The following is a 16,354-nucleotide window of genomic DNA, read 5'->3' on the forward strand; positions in this document are numbered from 1 at the left end:
GGGTGAAGGACCCTTCCCTGCGTAGGTCCGCCGCTCTCTTCCGGGCCTTCATGAACGAACAGGCCGACCCCGAGCACTGCTACGCGCTGCTGGCCCGGGACGCCGCGGACCAGCTCGAACGGTACGCACCCCTGGCCGGCCGGGTCGTCGTCGACGTGGGCGGCGGCAGCGGCCACTTCACCGAGGAGTTCCGGCGCCGGGGCGCGCAGGGCTTCCTCTTCGAACCCGACATCCGGGAACTCCAGGGCCGCAGACCCGAAGGTACCGTGGTCGCGGACGGCTATCTGCTGCCGCTCGCGGACGCCTGCGCCGACATCTGCTTCTCCTCCAATGTGCTGGAGCACGTCGAGGACCCGCAGACCTTCCTCAGCGAGCTGGTCCGGGTGACCGCGCCGGGCGGCCTGATCTACGTCGCGTTCACCAACTGGTACTCCCCGTGGGGCGGCCACGAGTGGGCGCCCTGGCACTATTTCGGCGCCGACCGGGCCCGCCGCATCTTTGAGCGCCGCACCGGCCGCGCGGCCAAGCACACCGTCGGCGTGAACCTCTTCCCGATCCACATCGGCCCGACCCTGCGCCAGGTGCGGGCCCGCACCGACGTTCGCGTACTGACGGCCCGGGGCCGCTACTGGCCGTTCCTTCCCGCGCTCGCCCCCCGCATCCCGCTGCTGCGCGAGTTCGCCACCTGGAACCTCCTCCTCATCCTCCGGCGGTGTCCATGACCGAAGCACGTTCCCGCCGCTGGCTCTTCGGCTTCTGGGCGGCCACGCTCGTCGCCTTCCTGCTGGCCGCGCCGGGCCGCATGACGTTCGAGACCAAACTCGGCGTGGCCCTGGACCCCTTCAGGTTCATCGCCGACCTCGGTGAGTTGTGGCACAGCAGGGCCGGCTTCGGCGGGATCTTCGACCAGTACGTCGGCTACGCCTTCCCCATGCTGCCGTTCTACGCACTGGCCGACCTGGTGCACCTCCCGGTCTGGCTCGCGGAGAGGCTCTGGCTGTCGATCGTCGTCACCACCGCCTTCTGGGGCGCGCTGCGCCTGGCCGAGCGGCTCGGCGTCGGTTCGGCGCCGACGCGGCTGCTCGGGGCGGCGGCGTACGCCCTGTGGCCGACGTACACCATCGTCGTCGGCTCCACCTCCGCGGCCGCCCTGCCCGGGGCGCTCCTGCCCTGGGTGCTGCTGCCGCTGACGCACCCCCGCACCGCCCCCCGCGTCGCCGCGCTCCGCTCGGCGCTGCTGATCCCCTTCATGGGCGGCGTGAACGCGGCGTCCACCCTGGCCTCGCTGCTGCCGGTGGCGCTGTACGTCCTCAGCCGGGAGCCGGGCCGCCGCCGGGGGCTGATCATCTGGTGGGTGCCAGGAGTCGTCCTGGCCACCGCCTGGTGGGTGGTTCCGCTCCTCATGCTGGGCATTCACGGCGAGAACTTCATGCCGTACGTCGAGCAGTCCGAGACGACCACGGCCACCATGTCGGCCACCGAGCTGCTGCGCGGCGCGGGCAACTGGACGGCGTATCTGCACTTCGGCGATGCTTGGCTGCCCGCCGGCTGGACGGTCGCGACGTCCGTCCTCACCATCCTCGGCTCAGCCCTGGCGGCGGCCATCGGCCTGGCGGGCCTGGCCCGCCGGGACGTACCGGAGCGCCGCTGGCTGGTCCTCGTCGTCCTGTCCGTCGTCCTGGTCACGCTGGCCGGTTACGGCGGCTCATTCGGCGCGCCCTTCCACTCGACCGTGCAGTCCTGGCTGAACGGCTGGCTGGTTCCGTTCCGCAACATCTACAAGTTCCAGCCGGGCCTCGCCCTGGCGCTGGTCATCGGCCTGACGCACATCACGGCGAAGTCGGCCCCGCGCACCCGCCGTCTGGCGCCGCTGGCCACAGCGCTCCTGATCGTCCCGGCTCTGGCGCTCCCCTATCTCAACGGCAATGTCCTCCAGCCCGGCTCGTTCACGAAGCTGCCGACGCACTGGGAGGCGACGGCAGGCTGGCTGAAGAAGAACTCCCCCGACAGCCGCGCCCTGGTGGTCCCGGCCACCGCGCACGGCATCTACACCTGGGGCTCCCCCATCGACCAGCCCCTGGACGTGCTGGCCGACTCACCGTGGGCGCAGCGCGACTACGTCCCCTTCGGCACACCGGGCAACCGCCGGGCCCTGGACGCGGTGGAGCAGGCACTCACCTCGGGCGGCGAAGTCCCGGGCCTCGGCGCCTACTTGAACCGGATGGGCCTCCACCACATCGTCGTGCGCAACGACCTGGACCCCGACCAGATCGGCTTCGTACCGCCGCAGACCGTGAAGCGCACGCTGGAGGAGTCCGGCTACCGCCGGGTACGGGGATTCGGCCCGGTCCTCACCGGTGGCCGCATCCCGGACGACACCCCGATCCAGATCGAGGGTCTCTATCCCCGCCAGCAGGCGGTGGAGATATACGAGCCCCCGGGCGAGCGGCCCACCCGGGCGAACCTGTCGCCGGTACGGGACACTGCGATCGTCAGCGGCGGCCCCGAAAGCCTCCTCCCGCTCTCCGCCGACCCCACGATGCGCGATCGCCCCGCGGTACTCACCGGCGACGCCCACCCGGGCCTCGACGACCCGGCGCTCCGGGCCTCGGGAGACGGCCTGCGGCGGGCCGACACCCGCTTCGGCCTGGTCAACTCCAACACGTCGTACACCTACACGAGCACCGAGAGGAACCACCCCAACAGCCTCCAGGACCCGTCCCGCCCACCGCGCCAGATCCTTCCCGTCAAGGGCATCGAGCACCAGACGACGTCCGTGCTGCGCGGCGCGAAGTCGGTGACGGCGTCGAGCAGCGGAAACTGGCTGTTCCATCTCCCCCAGTACGACCCGGTGAACGCGTTCGACGGCAACCCCGACACCGCGTGGGCGGAGGGCAGCGCGGCGCAGCCGGCGGGCCAATGGCTACGAGTCGACCTGTCCACCAGGACAACGCTCCCCCCACACCTCGACGTAACTCCGCTCCCCTCCAACGGCGTACGGGCGGCCCCCACCGCCGTACGCGTGGAAACGGACTCCGGCAGCAGAACGAGCCCCCTGCAACCCAACGGCGCACCTCAACGCATAGCCGCACCCCCCGGCCCGGCCACCTACCTCAAACTCACGATCACCAGCGCCCAGCAGGGCCGCCCCGGCCTGATGGGCGCGGGCTTCACCGCCGTCGACATCCCCGGCGTGCAGGTGACCCGGCTCCTCGCCCTGCCCGAGGACGCGGACCCGGACGTGGTCTCGCTCCACCGGGGCAGCGACCCGGGCGGCCTGTCGCCGGCGTCGGCGGAGGTTGGCCTGCACCGCCAGTTCACCACCCGGGGTGGCGCGTACACCCTTCGCGCCACGGCCCTGCCGGTCCCGGGCGAAGAACTGGACAACCTGCTCTACTCCTTGGCCCCCGACCAGCGCAAGAAGCTCACAGCGACAGCCGATTCCACCTCACGCCTGGGCGCGTCCCTGACCCCCCGCAACCTGGTGGACGGCGACCTGACCACGGCGTGGATAGCGGGGGACCGACCAACCCTGCATCTGCGCTGGCCGGAGAAGACCCGCATCGGCGAGATCGTCTTCGCAGCGGCAGGAGGCCTCTCCACACGCCCCGAACAAGTGGAGATCAGCAGCCCGGACGGCGCGGCCACGGCCTCCGTCGACCAGAACGGTCTGGCCCGCTTCGAACCGATCAAGACCGACCGGCTGGACATCACCATCACCCGCTCCGCGCCGCTGACCGTCCACAACCCGGTGGCGGACGGTGAGCTGCAACTCCCGGTGGGCCTGAGCGAGGTGTACCTCCCCGCCCTCAAGAAGCTCCGCGTCCCCCAGCCCGCCCCGTCCCGCACCTTCGCACTCCCGTGCGGCCAGGGCCCGGTGCTGTCGATCGACGGCACCTTTCACGCGACAAAAGCGAAGGGCAAGCTCAGCGACCTCACGGAACGCCGCCCGGTAGAGGTCTCCCTCTGCGCCGGGGCGCAGCGCATGGACCAAGGGACCCACCGCGTGGAAGCCGGCGACACGGGCCCCCTGGCTCTCACCGACATCACCCTCAGCAGAAACAAGGCAGCACCACCCAACCCCCGGCCCCGCGAGTTCACCCTCGAAGACACGGATGGCGACCGGCGCTCCCTCACGGTGGGCCCCGGCGAAGCCTCCTACCTCCAGACATACGAGAACGCCAACCCGGCCTGGCGGGCGACCCTCAACGGCAAACAACTCCCCTCCCTCCGACTGGACGGCTGGCAGCAGGCATGGCTCATCCCCGAGGGAGCGGGCGGCAAGGTAACCCTGGAATTCGAACCGGCACGCACCTACCAAGCAGGGCTCATAGCAGGCGCAGCAGCCCTCCTGCTCCTCACCGCACTGACCCTTTACCGCCGCGAAGAAGAAGCACCCACGCCCCCCGCCGCACCATCACCCGCTCCTCCCGGCCGGATCCTCGGCTTGATCGCACTGACCCTGATCATGGCCATAGCGGCGGGCCCCCTGGCCCTACTCGTCCCGCTGCTCGCCCTGCCGGCCCACCAGCGCCCCAAGCTGCTCCCCCCGGTGGCCTTCCTCACCATGGCCGCGGCAGGCGTGACGGCAGCCCTCCAAGCAGGCGCCCCGGCAAGTTCCGCACAGGGCGCATTCGGCCCCGTAGCCCAGTTCCTGGCCCTGACGGCCCTCACAGCAGCCCTGGTGACAACCCGCCCCACACCAGAACCACAAGGGGCCGCCCCGGCCCGGCACACCACCGCCCCACCACCACAAGGGTCCGCACCGCCCCGCCACGCCCACCCCACCCCCGCCCCGCCTCCCGAGATGCCAGAACGGGCCACACAGAGCCGCCCCCCGCATCCCGAGGTGCCAGGAGGGGACGTGTCGGGGCGCTCCCCGCAGGGCGCCGAACACAACACGCCCGAACAACCCGACCCCGCCGAACGTTCGGCGCCCGAGGAGACGCCCCGGCACGGCACCGACCCCGAAACCCCGCGCCCCGCGCACCCGCACCCGCACCCCCCAGCGGCAGCCCCCGGCCAGGAGGACCCCCGATGACCGCGCTGCACACCCCACCCCACGCCCAGCCGCCGCAACCGCAACCGCAGCCCCAGCCCCACCCCCGCCGCGTGCCCTTCACCGTCGTGGACGAAGTCACCCGCCACTGCCTGCAACCCGGCGTGCCCGAGACCGTACACATCGAGGTGCACCTCCCCCACCCCCCGGACCCGGCCCGCCTGACCAAGGCCTTCACCGAGGCCCTGCTCCGCCATCCCCGCATCTTGATGCGCGAGGCCCCCGGCCCCTGGTACCGCCGCCGCTACGAGTGGGAACTCACCCCGCACCCCGACACCGAAGTGGTGACCTTCGCCAAGCCCACCCCCGACGCCCTGCCCCAGGCAAGGGCCCGCGCCCTGTCCCTCGCACCCCCGCTCACCCTCTCTCCCCCCGTACACCTCGAAGTCGTCGGCAGCGTCCTGCTCCTCACCGTCAACCACACCGCCCTGGACGGCCCCGCCTGCCTCCGCATCCTGGCCACCGCCGCCCAGCTGTACGGCGGCCGGGACAACTCCCCCGCAACAGCCGCCGCCCCCACCCGCGCGCCCGCGCCCCACCTCCGCCAGGTGGAACACGACCCCACCCCCCGAGGCATCACCGGCCTGACCCCGGTCGCCCGCGTGGCCGGCGGCACGCCGACCGCCACACCCGGCAACGGCATGCTCATCACCGAGCTCTCCGTCCCCACCCGCCCCAGGGACGCTCCGTACACCGTCAACGACCAGCTGATGGTGGCGACGGCCTGCATGATCGCCACCTGGAACCGAGACCACGGCAGCCCGCCGCGTCCGCTGCGGCCTCGGCGGCCTCTGCGGATCACGATGCCGGTGGACGACCGGGAACGCGGCCCGGACATGCCGATCGGCAACGGCACCCGCCTGGTGGAAGTCCCCTTCGCACCAGCCGACTTGTCGCCGCACCCGGACATCCCAGCCCTGCTCCGCAGCACGGCCCGCCGCACCAGGGCCCTCAAGGCACTCCCCCGCCCCCCACTGGGACGTGGCGCGGCCCTGCTCACCGCCCCCGTACTCCCCGTCGGCATCCGGGCTGCGCTGACCCGCACCCTGCGCCGCGCCGCCGCCCCCTGGACATCGACCACACTGCTGAGCAACATCGGCCGGGTCCCGTACCCCCTGGACTTCGGCGAGGGCACGGGCCGCGCGACGGCGGTGTGGTTCTCGGCGCCCGCCCGCATGCCACGCGGCCTCACGGTCACCACGGCCAGCACGGCGGGCCGCCTGCACCTGGCGCTGCGCTGGTCCACCACGCTGCTGGGCCCGCGGGACGGCGAACGCCTGCGCGACCTCTTCGCCGAGTACCTGCACGCCACCGCCGGGGGACGCACCCCATGACAACGAACCCACCCACCTCCCTCCAGTCCTTCTACGAGAACCCCACAGTCCCCGTCGCCTCCGGCACCCCGCGAACGATCCGCCAGGCCCACATCCTCGCCAAGGCCTTGTCCCCCACCCACACCCACACCCACCCCGCCACCATCCTCGACGTGGGCTGCGGCGACGGCACCGCCGCAGCCACCGCAGCACCGATCCTGCGCGGCCACCGCCTCATCGGCGTCGACTGGTCGCAGGACGCGCTGCGCCGCGCGGCCACCCGCATCGAGCACGTCGTACGCGGCGAACTCACCGCCCACGGCCTGCCCTTCGCGGACGCCTCGACCGACGCGATCCTCTTCAGCGAGGTGATAGAGCACCTGGTGGACCCCGACTCCGCCCTGGACGAACTCAGACGCGTCCTGACCCCCGGCGGCCACCTGATGCTGTCCACCCCGAACCTGGCCGCCTGGTACAACCGCGCCCTGCTCCTCACCGGCACCCAGCCCGTCTTCTCCGAGGTGAGCCTGCGTGCCGTCCACGGCCGCCCCGGCACCGAGGTGGTAGGCCACCTCCGCCTCTACACGGCCCGCGCGCTGCGCGAGTTCCTGACGGCGTCCGGTTTCGAAGTGGTACGCATCACCGGCGCCCCCTTCCACGGCGTACCCCGCCCCCTGCGCCCCCTGGACCGCCTCGCCTGCGCCGCGCCGAGCGCCGCGTCGATCCTGCTGGCGCACGCCCGCCGCCGCGCGGGGGACTGAGCGCGATGTGGTGGGGCGTGGCCGCCGCGCTGCTCGCGAACGTCCTGTACAGCACCGGCTTCGTACTGGAAAAGCGCGCCCTGGCCGCGCTCCCCGCCCTCAACGTGCGCCGCCCGGCGCACCTGGTCCGCCAACTCCTGGGCAAACCGCTGTGGCTGGCCGGCTCCCTGGCCCTGGCAGGCGGCTTCGCCGCACAGCTGATCGTGTACCGGACCCTCCCCATGGCCCCCGCCCAGGCGCTCTTCGTCTCCGGCCTGGTCCTGCTCCTCCTGCTCTCCTCCCTCTTCCTGGGCGAACGCACCTCCGTCCGCGAGCGCCGCGCGATCGCAGCCATCCTGCTCGCCCTCCTGATGGTGGTCGCCTCCCTGGACGAGAAGAAGGACAGCGTCGGCCACGCCTCCCCCGCCCCCTTGATCCTCCTGATCAGCGGCCTCTCCCTGGTCACGGGCCTGTGGCTGTACGTCGCCACGGAGCGCCGCACGGCCCGCCGCCACCGCGACCGCCCGCCCCCCGCGGGCGTCGAGTACGGGGTGGCGGTCGGTTTCGTCTACGGCGTGAGCTCCCTGGCGATCAAGGGCGTGTCCGCGCACCTCACCCAGGAGACCCTGGACGATCCCGCAGCGGCCGCGCTCACCCTCCTCGCGAGCCCGTACCCCTACCTCCTCCTGGTCACCGGGGCGACGGGCCTGGTCCTGTCCCAGACCGCGCTCCAGCGCTGCCGGGCGTCGCTCATCGTGCCGGTGTGCACCACAACATCGGCGCTCTACACGGCAGTTGTCGGCACACTGGCCTTCGGCGAGAGCCTCTCCCAAGACCCCCTCCCCCTGCTCCTGCGCACAGCGGGAGCCGCCCTGGCGGTAACGGTCCTCCTGACCCTGGCCCGCAGCCCCAAAGCCCCCACGCCCACGCCCGCCCCCACCTCCACTCCCACTCCCACTCCCCCGACGGAGCTGACCCATGAACCCCGATGACCCCCTCCTGAAGATCCTCGCCTGCCCCCTGGACAAGGGCCCTCTCACCCTCCTCACCCCCGAGAACGTCCTCTACAACCCCCGCCTGCGCCGCCGCTACCCCATAGTCGATGGCATCCCCCAGCTCCTCCCGTCCTCCGGCGAACAGGTCCAGGAGTCCGAACACCAACGCCTCCTGGCCCTCACTCCGCCGGCCCTCTGACCAACTCCCGACCCACCGAACCCCGGATCTCGGCCCGCACCGGCTCACCTCAGCGCGTCACCACCGTCCGCTGCGCCGAGAAGTCGCCCCACTTCCCGTCCGGCAGCTTGGCCCGCAGCTTGATGCTGTAACGGGTCCCGGCGGGCTCGCCGACCTCGAAGTGGTACGTCGCCCGGCCCGTCGGCGGGGCCCCGCCCCACACGATCGTGGTGGCGAGCCGCCCGTTCAGGAACAGCTGGTGCTCGCGCACCGGGGCGTCGCCCGTGCGCGGCGGGGTCCAGCTGAGCTCGATGCCGCGCACCCCGGCCTTCGTACGCGCCTGCCTGGCCTCCAGAGCGGCGGGCGCGGTGGACGGGCCGTCGTCCGGCCCCGAAGCGGTGGTGAGATCGAGGGCGTTGCTGTCGCCGGAGGAGTTCTCGGCGGCGTCGCGCGCCCGGACCGTGAAGGTGTATACGGTCCCGGGCCGCAGCCCGGTGACCCGCGCCGTGGTGGCCGCGCCGCGCACGCTGTGGACGCGGGCGTCCTCCTGGTAGATGTCGTACGACGTGACGCCGGTGTCGTCCCGCGTCCGCTCCCAGGACAGCCGGACCGCACCGGTCCCCTCCACGCTCCCCCGCAGTTTCCCGGGTGCGGAGGGCGCCTTCCGGTCGTCCGGCGTGCGGGCCGGGGTGGTGACGGGAACGGCGCGGCTCGGCGCCGAGAGGTTGCCCGCGCCGTCACGGGCGCGGACGGTGAAGCTGTAGTCGGTCGACGGGGCGAGGTGGTCGACGTCGACCATGTGCCGTGCGCCGGGCAGCGCCTTGACCGCGGCGCCCTTCTGGTAGACGACGTAACCGGTGACGGCGGTGTCGTCGGTGGACCGGTCCCACATCACATGGACCGAAGTCGCGCTGCCCGCCTCGGCCGTCACGCCTCCGGGCCGTGACGGGCCCTCCGTATCCCGTGCGGGCTCGGCGCCACCGCAGGCGGCCGTGGTCGACAGCACCAACAAGACAGAGCAGGCCAACACAGCGCAGACGGTGGGGCGTTGCACGGCCCGGACCTTTCCCCGAGGACAATGGTCCAGACCTGTATCCCATGCCTCTCCGGCACCGGGCAAGAGTCACAACGAACCGATCGGCTCGCGCGGGCGTCCCAGTGATCGGCGGAACGGGCGGAAACGAGCGGAAACGAGCCAAATCAGCTGGTCAGGAACTCGGTGACCTCTTGGGCGAAAGGGCGGGGGCGCTCCTCATGAATGTGGTGACCGGCCGCCATGGTGATCAGACGGCAGTCGGGAATGAGCGCCGCCATGTCCGGCATCCGGTCCTGCGGCAGCGAGCTGTCGGGGCCGCCGGTGATGAGCATGGTCGGCGCGACGATCTCGCCGAGGCCGTCGAGCCAGGCCGGGTCGGGGTCGGCGATCTCGCCGGAGATGGCCGCCGCGACGGACGGGTCGTACGTCACCGGTTCGTCGGGGAGTACCACGGGGACGGCTCGGGCGTCCCGGTCGCCGGGGAACGGCGGCGGGGTCTCCTCAAGGACGAGCCGCTCGACGCGGTCCGCGTGCTCCTGGGCCAGCAGGTAGGCGACGACACCCCCCATGCCGTGGCCGACGACGCCGACCCGGTCGAGTTCCAGCTCGTCGAGGAAGCCGAGGACGTCGTCCCTCATCAGTTCGAGGGAGTATTCGTCGGGCCAGTCGCTTTCGCCGTGCCCGCGCAGGTCGATCGCGTAGACCCGCCATTCCTCGCCGAGCGCCTGCCCGGCCTCGTCCCAGCCCGCCGCCGAGGAGCCCAGTCCGTGCAGCAGGACGACAGGCGCCCCGTACGCGTCGCCCCAGGTCCGATAGGCGAGCCGCACGTCGCCGACATCCACTACAGAGTGCTCCATGGCCCCGACGCTACAGGCCGCGGCGGGTCCCTTCGACCGCGCCGGCGTCCGCCGAACCGCCGTCGCGGGGCGGCGACCACCAGGACACGGCGACAGCTGCCACATCGGGTGACGAGCGGCGGCGCGTACGGTGGCAACTCCCGTACACGCCGCGCACGTATCCCCGGGTGGGCCCTTCACCATCGGCGTTTCAGTGGGCGCTCGCCGGGATCTGGTCCGGGACCTCCGGCTGCGTCGGCTGCTCGTCCCGGCTGCCCTTCTTGCCCAGGTGGTTGAAGGCCAGGTTGAGGACGATGGCGACCACGCATCCGGTGCTGATTCCCGAGTCGAGGACGACCAGCAGGTCCTCGGGGAAGGCGTGGTAGAACGTCGGCGCGGCGATCGGGATGAGCCCGATGCCCAGCGCGGCGGCGACGATCAGGGCGTTCTCGCCCTTCTCCAGCGCGGCCGTGGCGAGGGTCTGGATGCCGCTGGCCGCGACCGTACCGAACAGGACGATGCCGGCGCCGCCGAGGACCGGCAGGGGTACGACGGCGATGACGGAGGCCAGGACGGGGCACAGGCCGAGCAGGATCAGGATGCCACCGCCGGCCGCGACGACGAACCGGCTGCGGACCTTCGTCATGGCGACCAGGCCGATGTTCTGGGCGAAGGCGCTGCACATGAAACCGTTGAACAGCGGGCTGATCGCGCTGCCCAGGGTGTCGGCGCGCAGGCCTCCCTCGATGGTCCGCTCGTCGGCCGGGCGCCCGACGATCTTGCCGAGGGCGAGCATGTCGGCAGTCGACTCGGTCATGCACACCAGCATCACGATGCACATGGAGATGATCGCGGCGATCTCGAACTGCGGGGCGCCGAAGTGGAACGGCGTCGGGAAGCCGATCAGGTCGGCGTCCTTGATGGCGTCGAAGTTCGTGATGCCGAACGGGATGGCGAGGAGCGTGCCGACGACCAGGCCGAGGAGAATCGCGATCTGCTGGAGGAAGCCGCGCAGCAGTTTGCGCAGGGCGAGGACGATGACCAGGGTCGCGGCGGCCAGGCCGATGTTAGTCATGGAACCGTAGTCGTCGGCCCGGGAGTTGCCGCCCTGCGACCAGTTGAAGGCGACGGGCAGCAGCGAGACACCTATCAGGGTGATGACGGTGCCGGTGACCACGGGCGGGAAGAAGCGGACGAGTTTACAGAAGTACGGGGCGACGAGGAAGCCGAGGAGTCCGGCGACGATGATCGCGCCGAAGATGACGGCGATGCCGTCGTGTCCCCGGTCCTTGCCGATGGCGACCATGGGCGCAACCCCGGCGAAGGAGACGCCGTTGACGAACGGCATCTTGGCCCCGATCCGCCAGAACCCGAGGGTCTGGAGGAGGGTGGCGATGCCGGCGGTGAAGAGGCTGGCCCCCATGAGGAAGGCCGTTTCCTTGACGTCGAGACCCACCGCGGGGCCGACGATCAGGGGCGGGGCGACCACACCCGCGTACATCGCGGCGACGTGCTGGAGGCCGCTGGTGAACATCCTGCCGGGCGGGAGCGTCTCGTCGACCGGGTGCTTGGGCTCGGTGCCGGAGGGGGCTCCGGACTGGGGGTCGGATTCGGCAGCTGCGTCTTTGCGAAACCTGGGCTTGGCGGCCACGGCGGTTCCTCCGGTCGGTTACACGCCGTCAGGGGCGCGGGTGTCATGGAGGTGGTGCGGAGTGGTGCGTTGAAGCAGGTGGTGCGGATGTGCGTGACACGGAGGGCGCGGAGTACGCCGGCCCGGTCACGTGGTGCCCAGTCGTAGTCGTCACCGTCCCCGGAGGCGCGAGCACTTGGGTGCGCGCGCCCCCGGGCACAGCTGCCGTGGACCCCGCTCGGGTCCGCGGCCGCCGGCTGAGGGCCGTCCCCCTCAGCCGGACTTCCCGGGGGACGTTCAGCCCTGCACGGCGATCCGCGCGAGCCGCTGGGACTCGGCCCGCGCGGTGCGGGCGATGGCGTCCTCGTCCACCGTGGTCAGGTGGTTGTCCTCGACGACGGGCTTGCCGTTGACGAGTGACAGGGTGACCGGGGCCGCGGCGCCGAAGACGATCGCGGTGACCGGGTCGGCGATGGTGGAGTGGCCGAGGCCGTCGACCTTCCACATCACCAGGTCGGCGAGCTTGCCGGCCTCCAGCGAGCCGATCTGGTCGGCGCGGCCGAGCACCTGCGCTCCGCCGTACGTGCCCAGGCGCAGCGCCTGGCGGGCGTTCAGCGCCGCCTCACGGTGCGCGCCGAGGCGGTTGATCAGCAGGGCGTTGCGCAGTTCGGTGTGCAGCTCGCCCGACTCGTTGGACGCCGTACCGTCGACCCCGAGGCCGACCGGTACGCCGGCCTTGAGCATGTCCGGGACGCGCGCGATGCCGGCCGCGAGGCGGGCGTTGGAGGACGGGCAGTGGGCGACGCCCGTGCCCGTACGGGCGAAGGCGGCGATGTCGGAGTCGTTCATATGGACGCAGTGGGCCATCCACACGTCGCTGCCGAGCCAGCCGGTCGACTCGAAGTAGTCGGTCGGGCCCATGCCGAACAGTTCCTTGCAGAACTGCTCCTCCTCGACCGTCTCGCTGCCGTGCGTGTGCAGGCGCACGCCGAGGCGGCGGGCCAGTTCGGCGCCCTGCTTCATCAGTTCGGTGGAGACCGAGAACGGCGAGCAGGGGGCGACGGCCACCTGCGTCATCGAGTCGAACGACGCGTCGTGGTGCTTCTTGACGGTCTCCTCGGTCGCGGCGAGCGCGCCTACGAGGGTCTCGACGGCGAAGTCCGGCGGCAGGCCGCCGTCCTTCTCGCTGCGGTCCATGGAGCCGCGGGCGAGGGTGAACCGTACGCCCATGTCGGAGGCGGCGCCGATGATGGCGCTCGACAGGTCGCCGGAGCCCTTGGGGAAGACGTAGTGGTGGTCCATCGCGGTCGTGACGCCGCCGCGGGCCATCATCGCCAGCGAGCCCTGGGCCGCCGCCGTCACCATGGGCTCGTCGATGCGCGCCCAGGTGGGGTAGAGCGCGACGAGCCAGTTGAAGAGGTTGTGGTCGGTGGCCAAGCCACGGGTGATCCACTGGTAGAAGTGGTGGTGCGTGTTGACCAGGCCGGGGGTGACCAGGTGGCCGGTGCCGTCGATGCGGCGTACGACGTTGTCCAGGCCCTCGGGGGCCTGGCCGGCGCCGATCGACTCGATGCGGTTGCCGGCGACCACGACGTATCCCGAGGCGTACTCGGTGTCGTTGGCGTCGACGGTGGCGATGGCACAGCTCTCGATGATGGTGCGCGCGGCTGCCGTTGTTGTTGCCATGGTGCGTCCTTCTTCGCTCGGTGTGGTGGACACGGCAGGACCCTAGGAGGATTCGAGTGCCGCAGCCGCGTGGCTCCGGGTGCCGAGTTGGTGGAAGAACAGGTCGGGCAGGGCCGCGACCAGTGCGCCGGCGCCGATGCCGGGGCTGAGGGTGGTCTGTGCCCGGTCCGGGAAATCGGTGGCGAAGGTGGGCGCGGCGGGGACACTCCTGGACCGGCGGCGGTGCGGACACCTCGTCGCGCCGGCTCGGTCGAGTGGACCCCGGGGACAGGCTTCGTGGCCGGCCGTCGATCGCCGGAGGGCTGCCACGTGTGAGAGCCGGCCCGCCTCGGGCCGGGTCACGTGCGGGGCACGTGCGGGCGCCGGGGTGCGCAAGCGGGGAACCGGGTCATCCATGTCCGTTCGGGATGGTAGACCGGCCCGGCATACAGGCGTTGCCATGGAGCTTCCCTCCGGTCCGGGGCGCCCCCGCCCGACCGCGGGCGGGGGCTTACCGGTCCTGCGTCAGAGGTTGGTCATGTCGACCGGGATCTTCGGCTCGACGCCGTCCCGCAGGATGGTGGCCTCGATGAGGCCGTACGGGCGGTCGGCTGCGAAGTAGACCTCGTTGTCGTTCTTCAGCCCGAAAGGCTCGAGGTCGACCAGGAAGTGGTGGTTGTTCGGCAGCGAGAAGCGGATCTCGTCGATCTCGCTCCGGTTGTTGATGACGCGCGAACCCATCTGGTAGAGGGTCTGCTGGAGCGAGAGGGAGTACGTCTCGGCGAACGCCTGCAGGATGTGCTTCTTGGCCAGCGCGTACGACTTCTCCCAGTTGGGCATCCGGTCGTCGTCGCTGGTCCAGTTGTAGCGCCAGGCGGCCGACACATCGGTGCACAGGATGCGGTCGTACGCCTCCTTGAGCGTCGTGTACTTGTCCTTGACGTAGCCCCAGAACTCCGAGTTGGTGGAGTTCATGACCGTGAGGTCCTTGAGGCCGGAGATGATCTCCCAGCGCTCGCCGTCATAGGTGACCTGGGTGGTGCGCAGCTCCATGCCCTTGCGGGCGAAGGAGTGGTTGACCTCGTCCGAACCGATGAACTTGGAGTTGTTGTCCGAGGTCGCGATGCGCTCCCAGGTGTACTCCTCGATCCGGATCCGGGCGACCTTGATCGGCTCCTGCGACGTCACGAAGTGACGGGCGAGGTGGATGCCGAACTGCTCGGCGGACTCGATGCCGTACTCCTTGGCGAACGCGTACACCGTGTTCTTGGTGGTGTCCGTGGGCAGGACGTTCGCGTTGGATCCGGAGTAGTGGACGTCGTCCATGTCGCCGGAGAGGGCGACCGAGACGTTCAGGTCCTTGATGTGGTGGGTGTCGCCGTCCCGCGTGATCTTGACGACGCGGTTCTCTGCTTTGCCGTACTGGTTCTGGCCGAGAATCGTGGGCATGTCGGTGCTAGCTCCCTCGGTATACGGAGTAGCCGAACGGGTTGAGCAGCAGCGGTACGTGAAAGTGTTCACCCGGTACGACGGCGAACGTGATCGCCACCTCCGGGAAGAACGCGCCGCTGTCCCTTACGCGGGGGGCGTCCTGCTGTGCCTCGGCTTGCTTCTTGGAGAAGTACGACTCGACCTCGAAGTCGAGACGTACGTGGGTGGTGCCTTCCGGCAGGGCCGGCAGGTCCTTGCAGCGTCCGTCCGCGTCGGTCGCGGACCCGCCCAGCGCCACCCACTCGGCGTCACTGCCGCTGCGGGCGGTGAGCGAGATGGCGACGGCCTCGGCGGGGCGTCCGATGCTGGTGTCCAGGATGTGCGTGGACACCGAGGCGGTGGTGGAGGTGCTCATCGGTCTGTGTCCTCTTCGTGCTCTTCTACGAGACGGGCGAGCCGGATTCGGTTGATCTTCCCGAGTTCGGTGCGTACGTTGTCGCGTTCCGCCTCGGGGGCGTTGCCGATCCGGGACTTGACCGCATCGCGCATCTGTTCACCGGTCGCCCCGGTGGCGCAGATCAAGAAGACGTGTCCGAACTTCTCCTGGTAGGCCAGGTTCAGTTCGAGCATCTCGGCCTTGAGTTCCTCCGACGCTCCGGCCATCCCCCGCTGTTCGCGGGAGGAGGTCGGGTCGCCGGGCTTCGGCCGGCCGATCGGCGGGTGCCCCGCCATCGCCTCGGCCAGGTCCCCGGCGGTCAGCTCGGCCGTGGCGGCGTCGCTGGCGAGGTAGAGGGCTTCGGCGGTGGTGTACGGGCGCCGGGCGAGCAGTACGCTCCCCCACGCCGAGCTGGCGCACACCTCATGGAGCGCGGCCGAGGCCTCGCTGACCTGCAAGGTGTTGAACCGGGCGAGGCCCGGTTTCGGTGTCGAAGTCACGGGAAAGCCTCCGTGGCCTTGTGCTGGACGGGCTGCGCATAGCTAACGCCCTCAACAACAGCACGTCAACAGTTTGTTGAAATATCGCGAACACAAAGGCCGCCGTCCCGGCATTCGGACGACGCCCCCCCGAATGATCGATCAAATGGAGATCAACTACTCACCTTTCGCGGCATTTTCCCTGTTCAGGTAGTTGTAAACAGTGAAGCGGCTGACTCCCAGCGCGCCTGCCACCGTCTCCACGCCGTGCCGCACCGAGAAGGCTCCGCGCGCCTCCAATATGCGTACGACCGACTGCTTCTCCTTGCGATCCAGCTCGGCCAGCGGCATTCCGTGCCGCCGCTCCAGCGCCGCCAGGATGTGGTCGAGGGAGTCCGAGAGCTGCGGAAGGCGTACGGCGACGACCTCCCGGCCCTCCCAGGACAGCACCACGTCGTCACCGGCCGCCCGCGCCGGGGCCATCATCTCGCCCCCCATGGCATCCACCAGCGGCTTGACCGCCGCAACCAGAGGGTGGCCGGGCAGTCCGTCGAGA

Annotated in this window: 15 protein-coding genes; 6 read left to right on the top strand and 9 right to left on the bottom strand. The window is 70.9% G+C overall.

Annotated elements, in window-relative coordinates:
- Nucleotides 1-2 precede the first annotated feature (2 nt).
- The 6 genes from ACU6WZ_RS02375 to ACU6WZ_RS02400 are packed head-to-tail and all read left to right on the top strand — an operon-like array spanning nt 3 to nt 8,306.
- On the top strand, nt 3-722 hold the full coding sequence (locus ACU6WZ_RS02375; protein ID WP_447031454.1) for a class I SAM-dependent methyltransferase: 720 nt from the start codon (nt 3-5) through the stop codon (nt 720-722).
- Nucleotides 719-5,041 (top strand): alpha-(1->3)-arabinofuranosyltransferase domain-containing protein, encoded by a 4,323-nt coding sequence (locus tag ACU6WZ_RS02380; protein ID WP_447031456.1) that lies wholly within the window; start codon nt 719-721, stop codon nt 5,039-5,041. The genes ACU6WZ_RS02375 and ACU6WZ_RS02380 overlap by 4 nt, the downstream gene beginning before the upstream one ends.
- On the top strand, nt 5,038-6,393 hold the full coding sequence (locus tag ACU6WZ_RS02385) for a condensation protein (RefSeq protein ID WP_447031458.1): 1,356 nt from the start codon (nt 5,038-5,040) through the stop codon (nt 6,391-6,393). The genes ACU6WZ_RS02380 and ACU6WZ_RS02385 overlap by 4 nt, the downstream gene beginning before the upstream one ends.
- Nucleotides 6,390-7,133: a class I SAM-dependent methyltransferase gene (locus ACU6WZ_RS02390; protein ID WP_447031460.1), complete on the top strand. Its 744-nt coding sequence runs from the start codon at nt 6,390-6,392 to the stop codon at nt 7,131-7,133. The genes ACU6WZ_RS02385 and ACU6WZ_RS02390 overlap by 4 nt, the downstream gene beginning before the upstream one ends.
- Before the next feature lie 5 nt (nt 7,134-7,138).
- Nucleotides 7,139-8,104, top strand: coding sequence for a hypothetical protein (locus tag ACU6WZ_RS02395; RefSeq protein ID WP_447031461.1), 966 nt, complete (start codon nt 7,139-7,141; stop codon nt 8,102-8,104).
- Nucleotides 8,091-8,306: a Trm112 family protein gene (locus tag ACU6WZ_RS02400; RefSeq protein WP_447031462.1), complete on the top strand. Its 216-nt coding sequence runs from the start codon at nt 8,091-8,093 to the stop codon at nt 8,304-8,306. Before ACU6WZ_RS02395 ends, ACU6WZ_RS02400 begins: the two co-directional genes overlap by 14 nt.
- 49 nt (nt 8,307-8,355) lie before the next feature.
- On the opposite strand, the gene ACU6WZ_RS02405 is transcribed toward ACU6WZ_RS02400, so the two are convergent.
- From ACU6WZ_RS02405 to ACU6WZ_RS02445, 9 genes are all read right to left on the bottom strand, one after another.
- Nucleotides 8,356-9,315: a fibronectin type III domain-containing protein gene (locus ACU6WZ_RS02405; protein WP_447031463.1), complete on the bottom strand. Its 960-nt coding sequence runs from the start codon at nt 9,313-9,315 to the stop codon at nt 8,356-8,358.
- Nucleotides 9,316-9,485: 170 nt separating this feature from the next.
- The gene (locus tag ACU6WZ_RS02410) at nt 9,486-10,178 is read right to left on the bottom strand and encodes an alpha/beta fold hydrolase (RefSeq protein WP_447031464.1); all 693 of its coding nucleotides are present in this window, start codon (nt 10,176-10,178) and stop codon (nt 9,486-9,488) included.
- Between the two features lie 190 nt (nt 10,179-10,368).
- On the bottom strand, nt 10,369-11,808 hold the full coding sequence (locus ACU6WZ_RS02415; RefSeq protein ID WP_447031465.1) for a nucleobase:cation symporter-2 family protein: 1,440 nt from the start codon (nt 11,806-11,808) through the stop codon (nt 10,369-10,371).
- 276 nt (nt 11,809-12,084) lie between these two features.
- On the bottom strand, nt 12,085-13,473 hold the full coding sequence (locus tag ACU6WZ_RS02420; protein ID WP_447031466.1) for an 8-oxoguanine deaminase: 1,389 nt from the start codon (nt 13,471-13,473) through the stop codon (nt 12,085-12,087).
- A 42-nt stretch (nt 13,474-13,515) separates the two neighbouring features.
- Complete coding sequence (locus tag ACU6WZ_RS02425) at nt 13,516-13,869, bottom strand: hypothetical protein (protein ID WP_447031467.1); 354 nt, start codon at nt 13,867-13,869, stop codon at nt 13,516-13,518.
- 108 nt (nt 13,870-13,977) lie between these two features.
- Nucleotides 13,978-14,901: a factor-independent urate hydroxylase gene (gene pucL / locus ACU6WZ_RS02430; protein ID WP_447031468.1), complete on the bottom strand. Its 924-nt coding sequence runs from the start codon at nt 14,899-14,901 to the stop codon at nt 13,978-13,980.
- A gap of 7 nt (nt 14,902-14,908) precedes the next feature.
- On the bottom strand, nt 14,909-15,298 hold the full coding sequence (gene uraH, locus ACU6WZ_RS02435; protein WP_447031469.1) for a hydroxyisourate hydrolase: 390 nt from the start codon (nt 15,296-15,298) through the stop codon (nt 14,909-14,911).
- Nucleotides 15,295-15,819, bottom strand: a complete 525-nt coding sequence (uraD, locus tag ACU6WZ_RS02440) for a 2-oxo-4-hydroxy-4-carboxy-5-ureidoimidazoline decarboxylase (RefSeq protein ID WP_447031470.1) — start codon at nt 15,817-15,819, stop codon at nt 15,295-15,297. The genes uraH and uraD overlap by 4 nt, the downstream gene beginning before the upstream one ends.
- 156 nt (nt 15,820-15,975) lie before the next feature.
- Nucleotides 15,976-16,296, bottom strand: coding sequence for a helix-turn-helix domain-containing protein (locus ACU6WZ_RS02445; protein ID WP_447033813.1), 321 nt, complete (start codon nt 16,294-16,296; stop codon nt 15,976-15,978).
- Nucleotides 16,297-16,354: the final 58 nt, after the last annotated feature.

It is taken from the genome of Streptomyces hypolithicus, from assembly GCF_052934925.1.

Bases quoted from the DNA above. Each gene is read 5' to 3' on its own strand.
- ACU6WZ_RS02380 (WP_447031456.1), top strand. From the start codon at position 719: ATGACCGAAGCACGTTCCCGCCGCTGGCTCTTCGGCTTCTGGGCGGCC.
- ACU6WZ_RS02385 (WP_447031458.1), top strand. From the start codon at position 5,038: ATGACCGCGCTGCACACCCCACCCCACGCCCAGCCGCCGCAACCGCAA.
- ACU6WZ_RS02390 (WP_447031460.1), top strand. From the start codon at position 6,390: ATGACAACGAACCCACCCACCTCCCTCCAGTCCTTCTACGAGAACCCC.
- ACU6WZ_RS02395 (WP_447031461.1), top strand. From the start codon at position 7,139: ATGTGGTGGGGCGTGGCCGCCGCGCTGCTCGCGAACGTCCTGTACAGC.
- ACU6WZ_RS02400 (WP_447031462.1), top strand. From the start codon at position 8,091: ATGAACCCCGATGACCCCCTCCTGAAGATCCTCGCCTGCCCCCTGGAC.
- ACU6WZ_RS02410 (WP_447031464.1), bottom strand. From the start codon at position 10,178: ATGGAGCACTCTGTAGTGGATGTCGGCGACGTGCGGCTCGCCTATCGG.
- ACU6WZ_RS02420 (WP_447031466.1), bottom strand. From the start codon at position 13,473: ATGGCAACAACAACGGCAGCCGCGCGCACCATCATCGAGAGCTGTGCC.
- ACU6WZ_RS02425 (WP_447031467.1), bottom strand. From the start codon at position 13,869: ATGGATGACCCGGTTCCCCGCTTGCGCACCCCGGCGCCCGCACGTGCC.
- pucL (WP_447031468.1), bottom strand. From the start codon at position 14,901: ATGCCCACGATTCTCGGCCAGAACCAGTACGGCAAAGCAGAGAACCGC.
- uraH (WP_447031469.1), bottom strand. From the start codon at position 15,298: ATGAGCACCTCCACCACCGCCTCGGTGTCCACGCACATCCTGGACACC.
- ACU6WZ_RS02445 (WP_447033813.1), bottom strand. From the start codon at position 16,296: ATGGGGGGCGAGATGATGGCCCCGGCGCGGGCGGCCGGTGACGACGTG.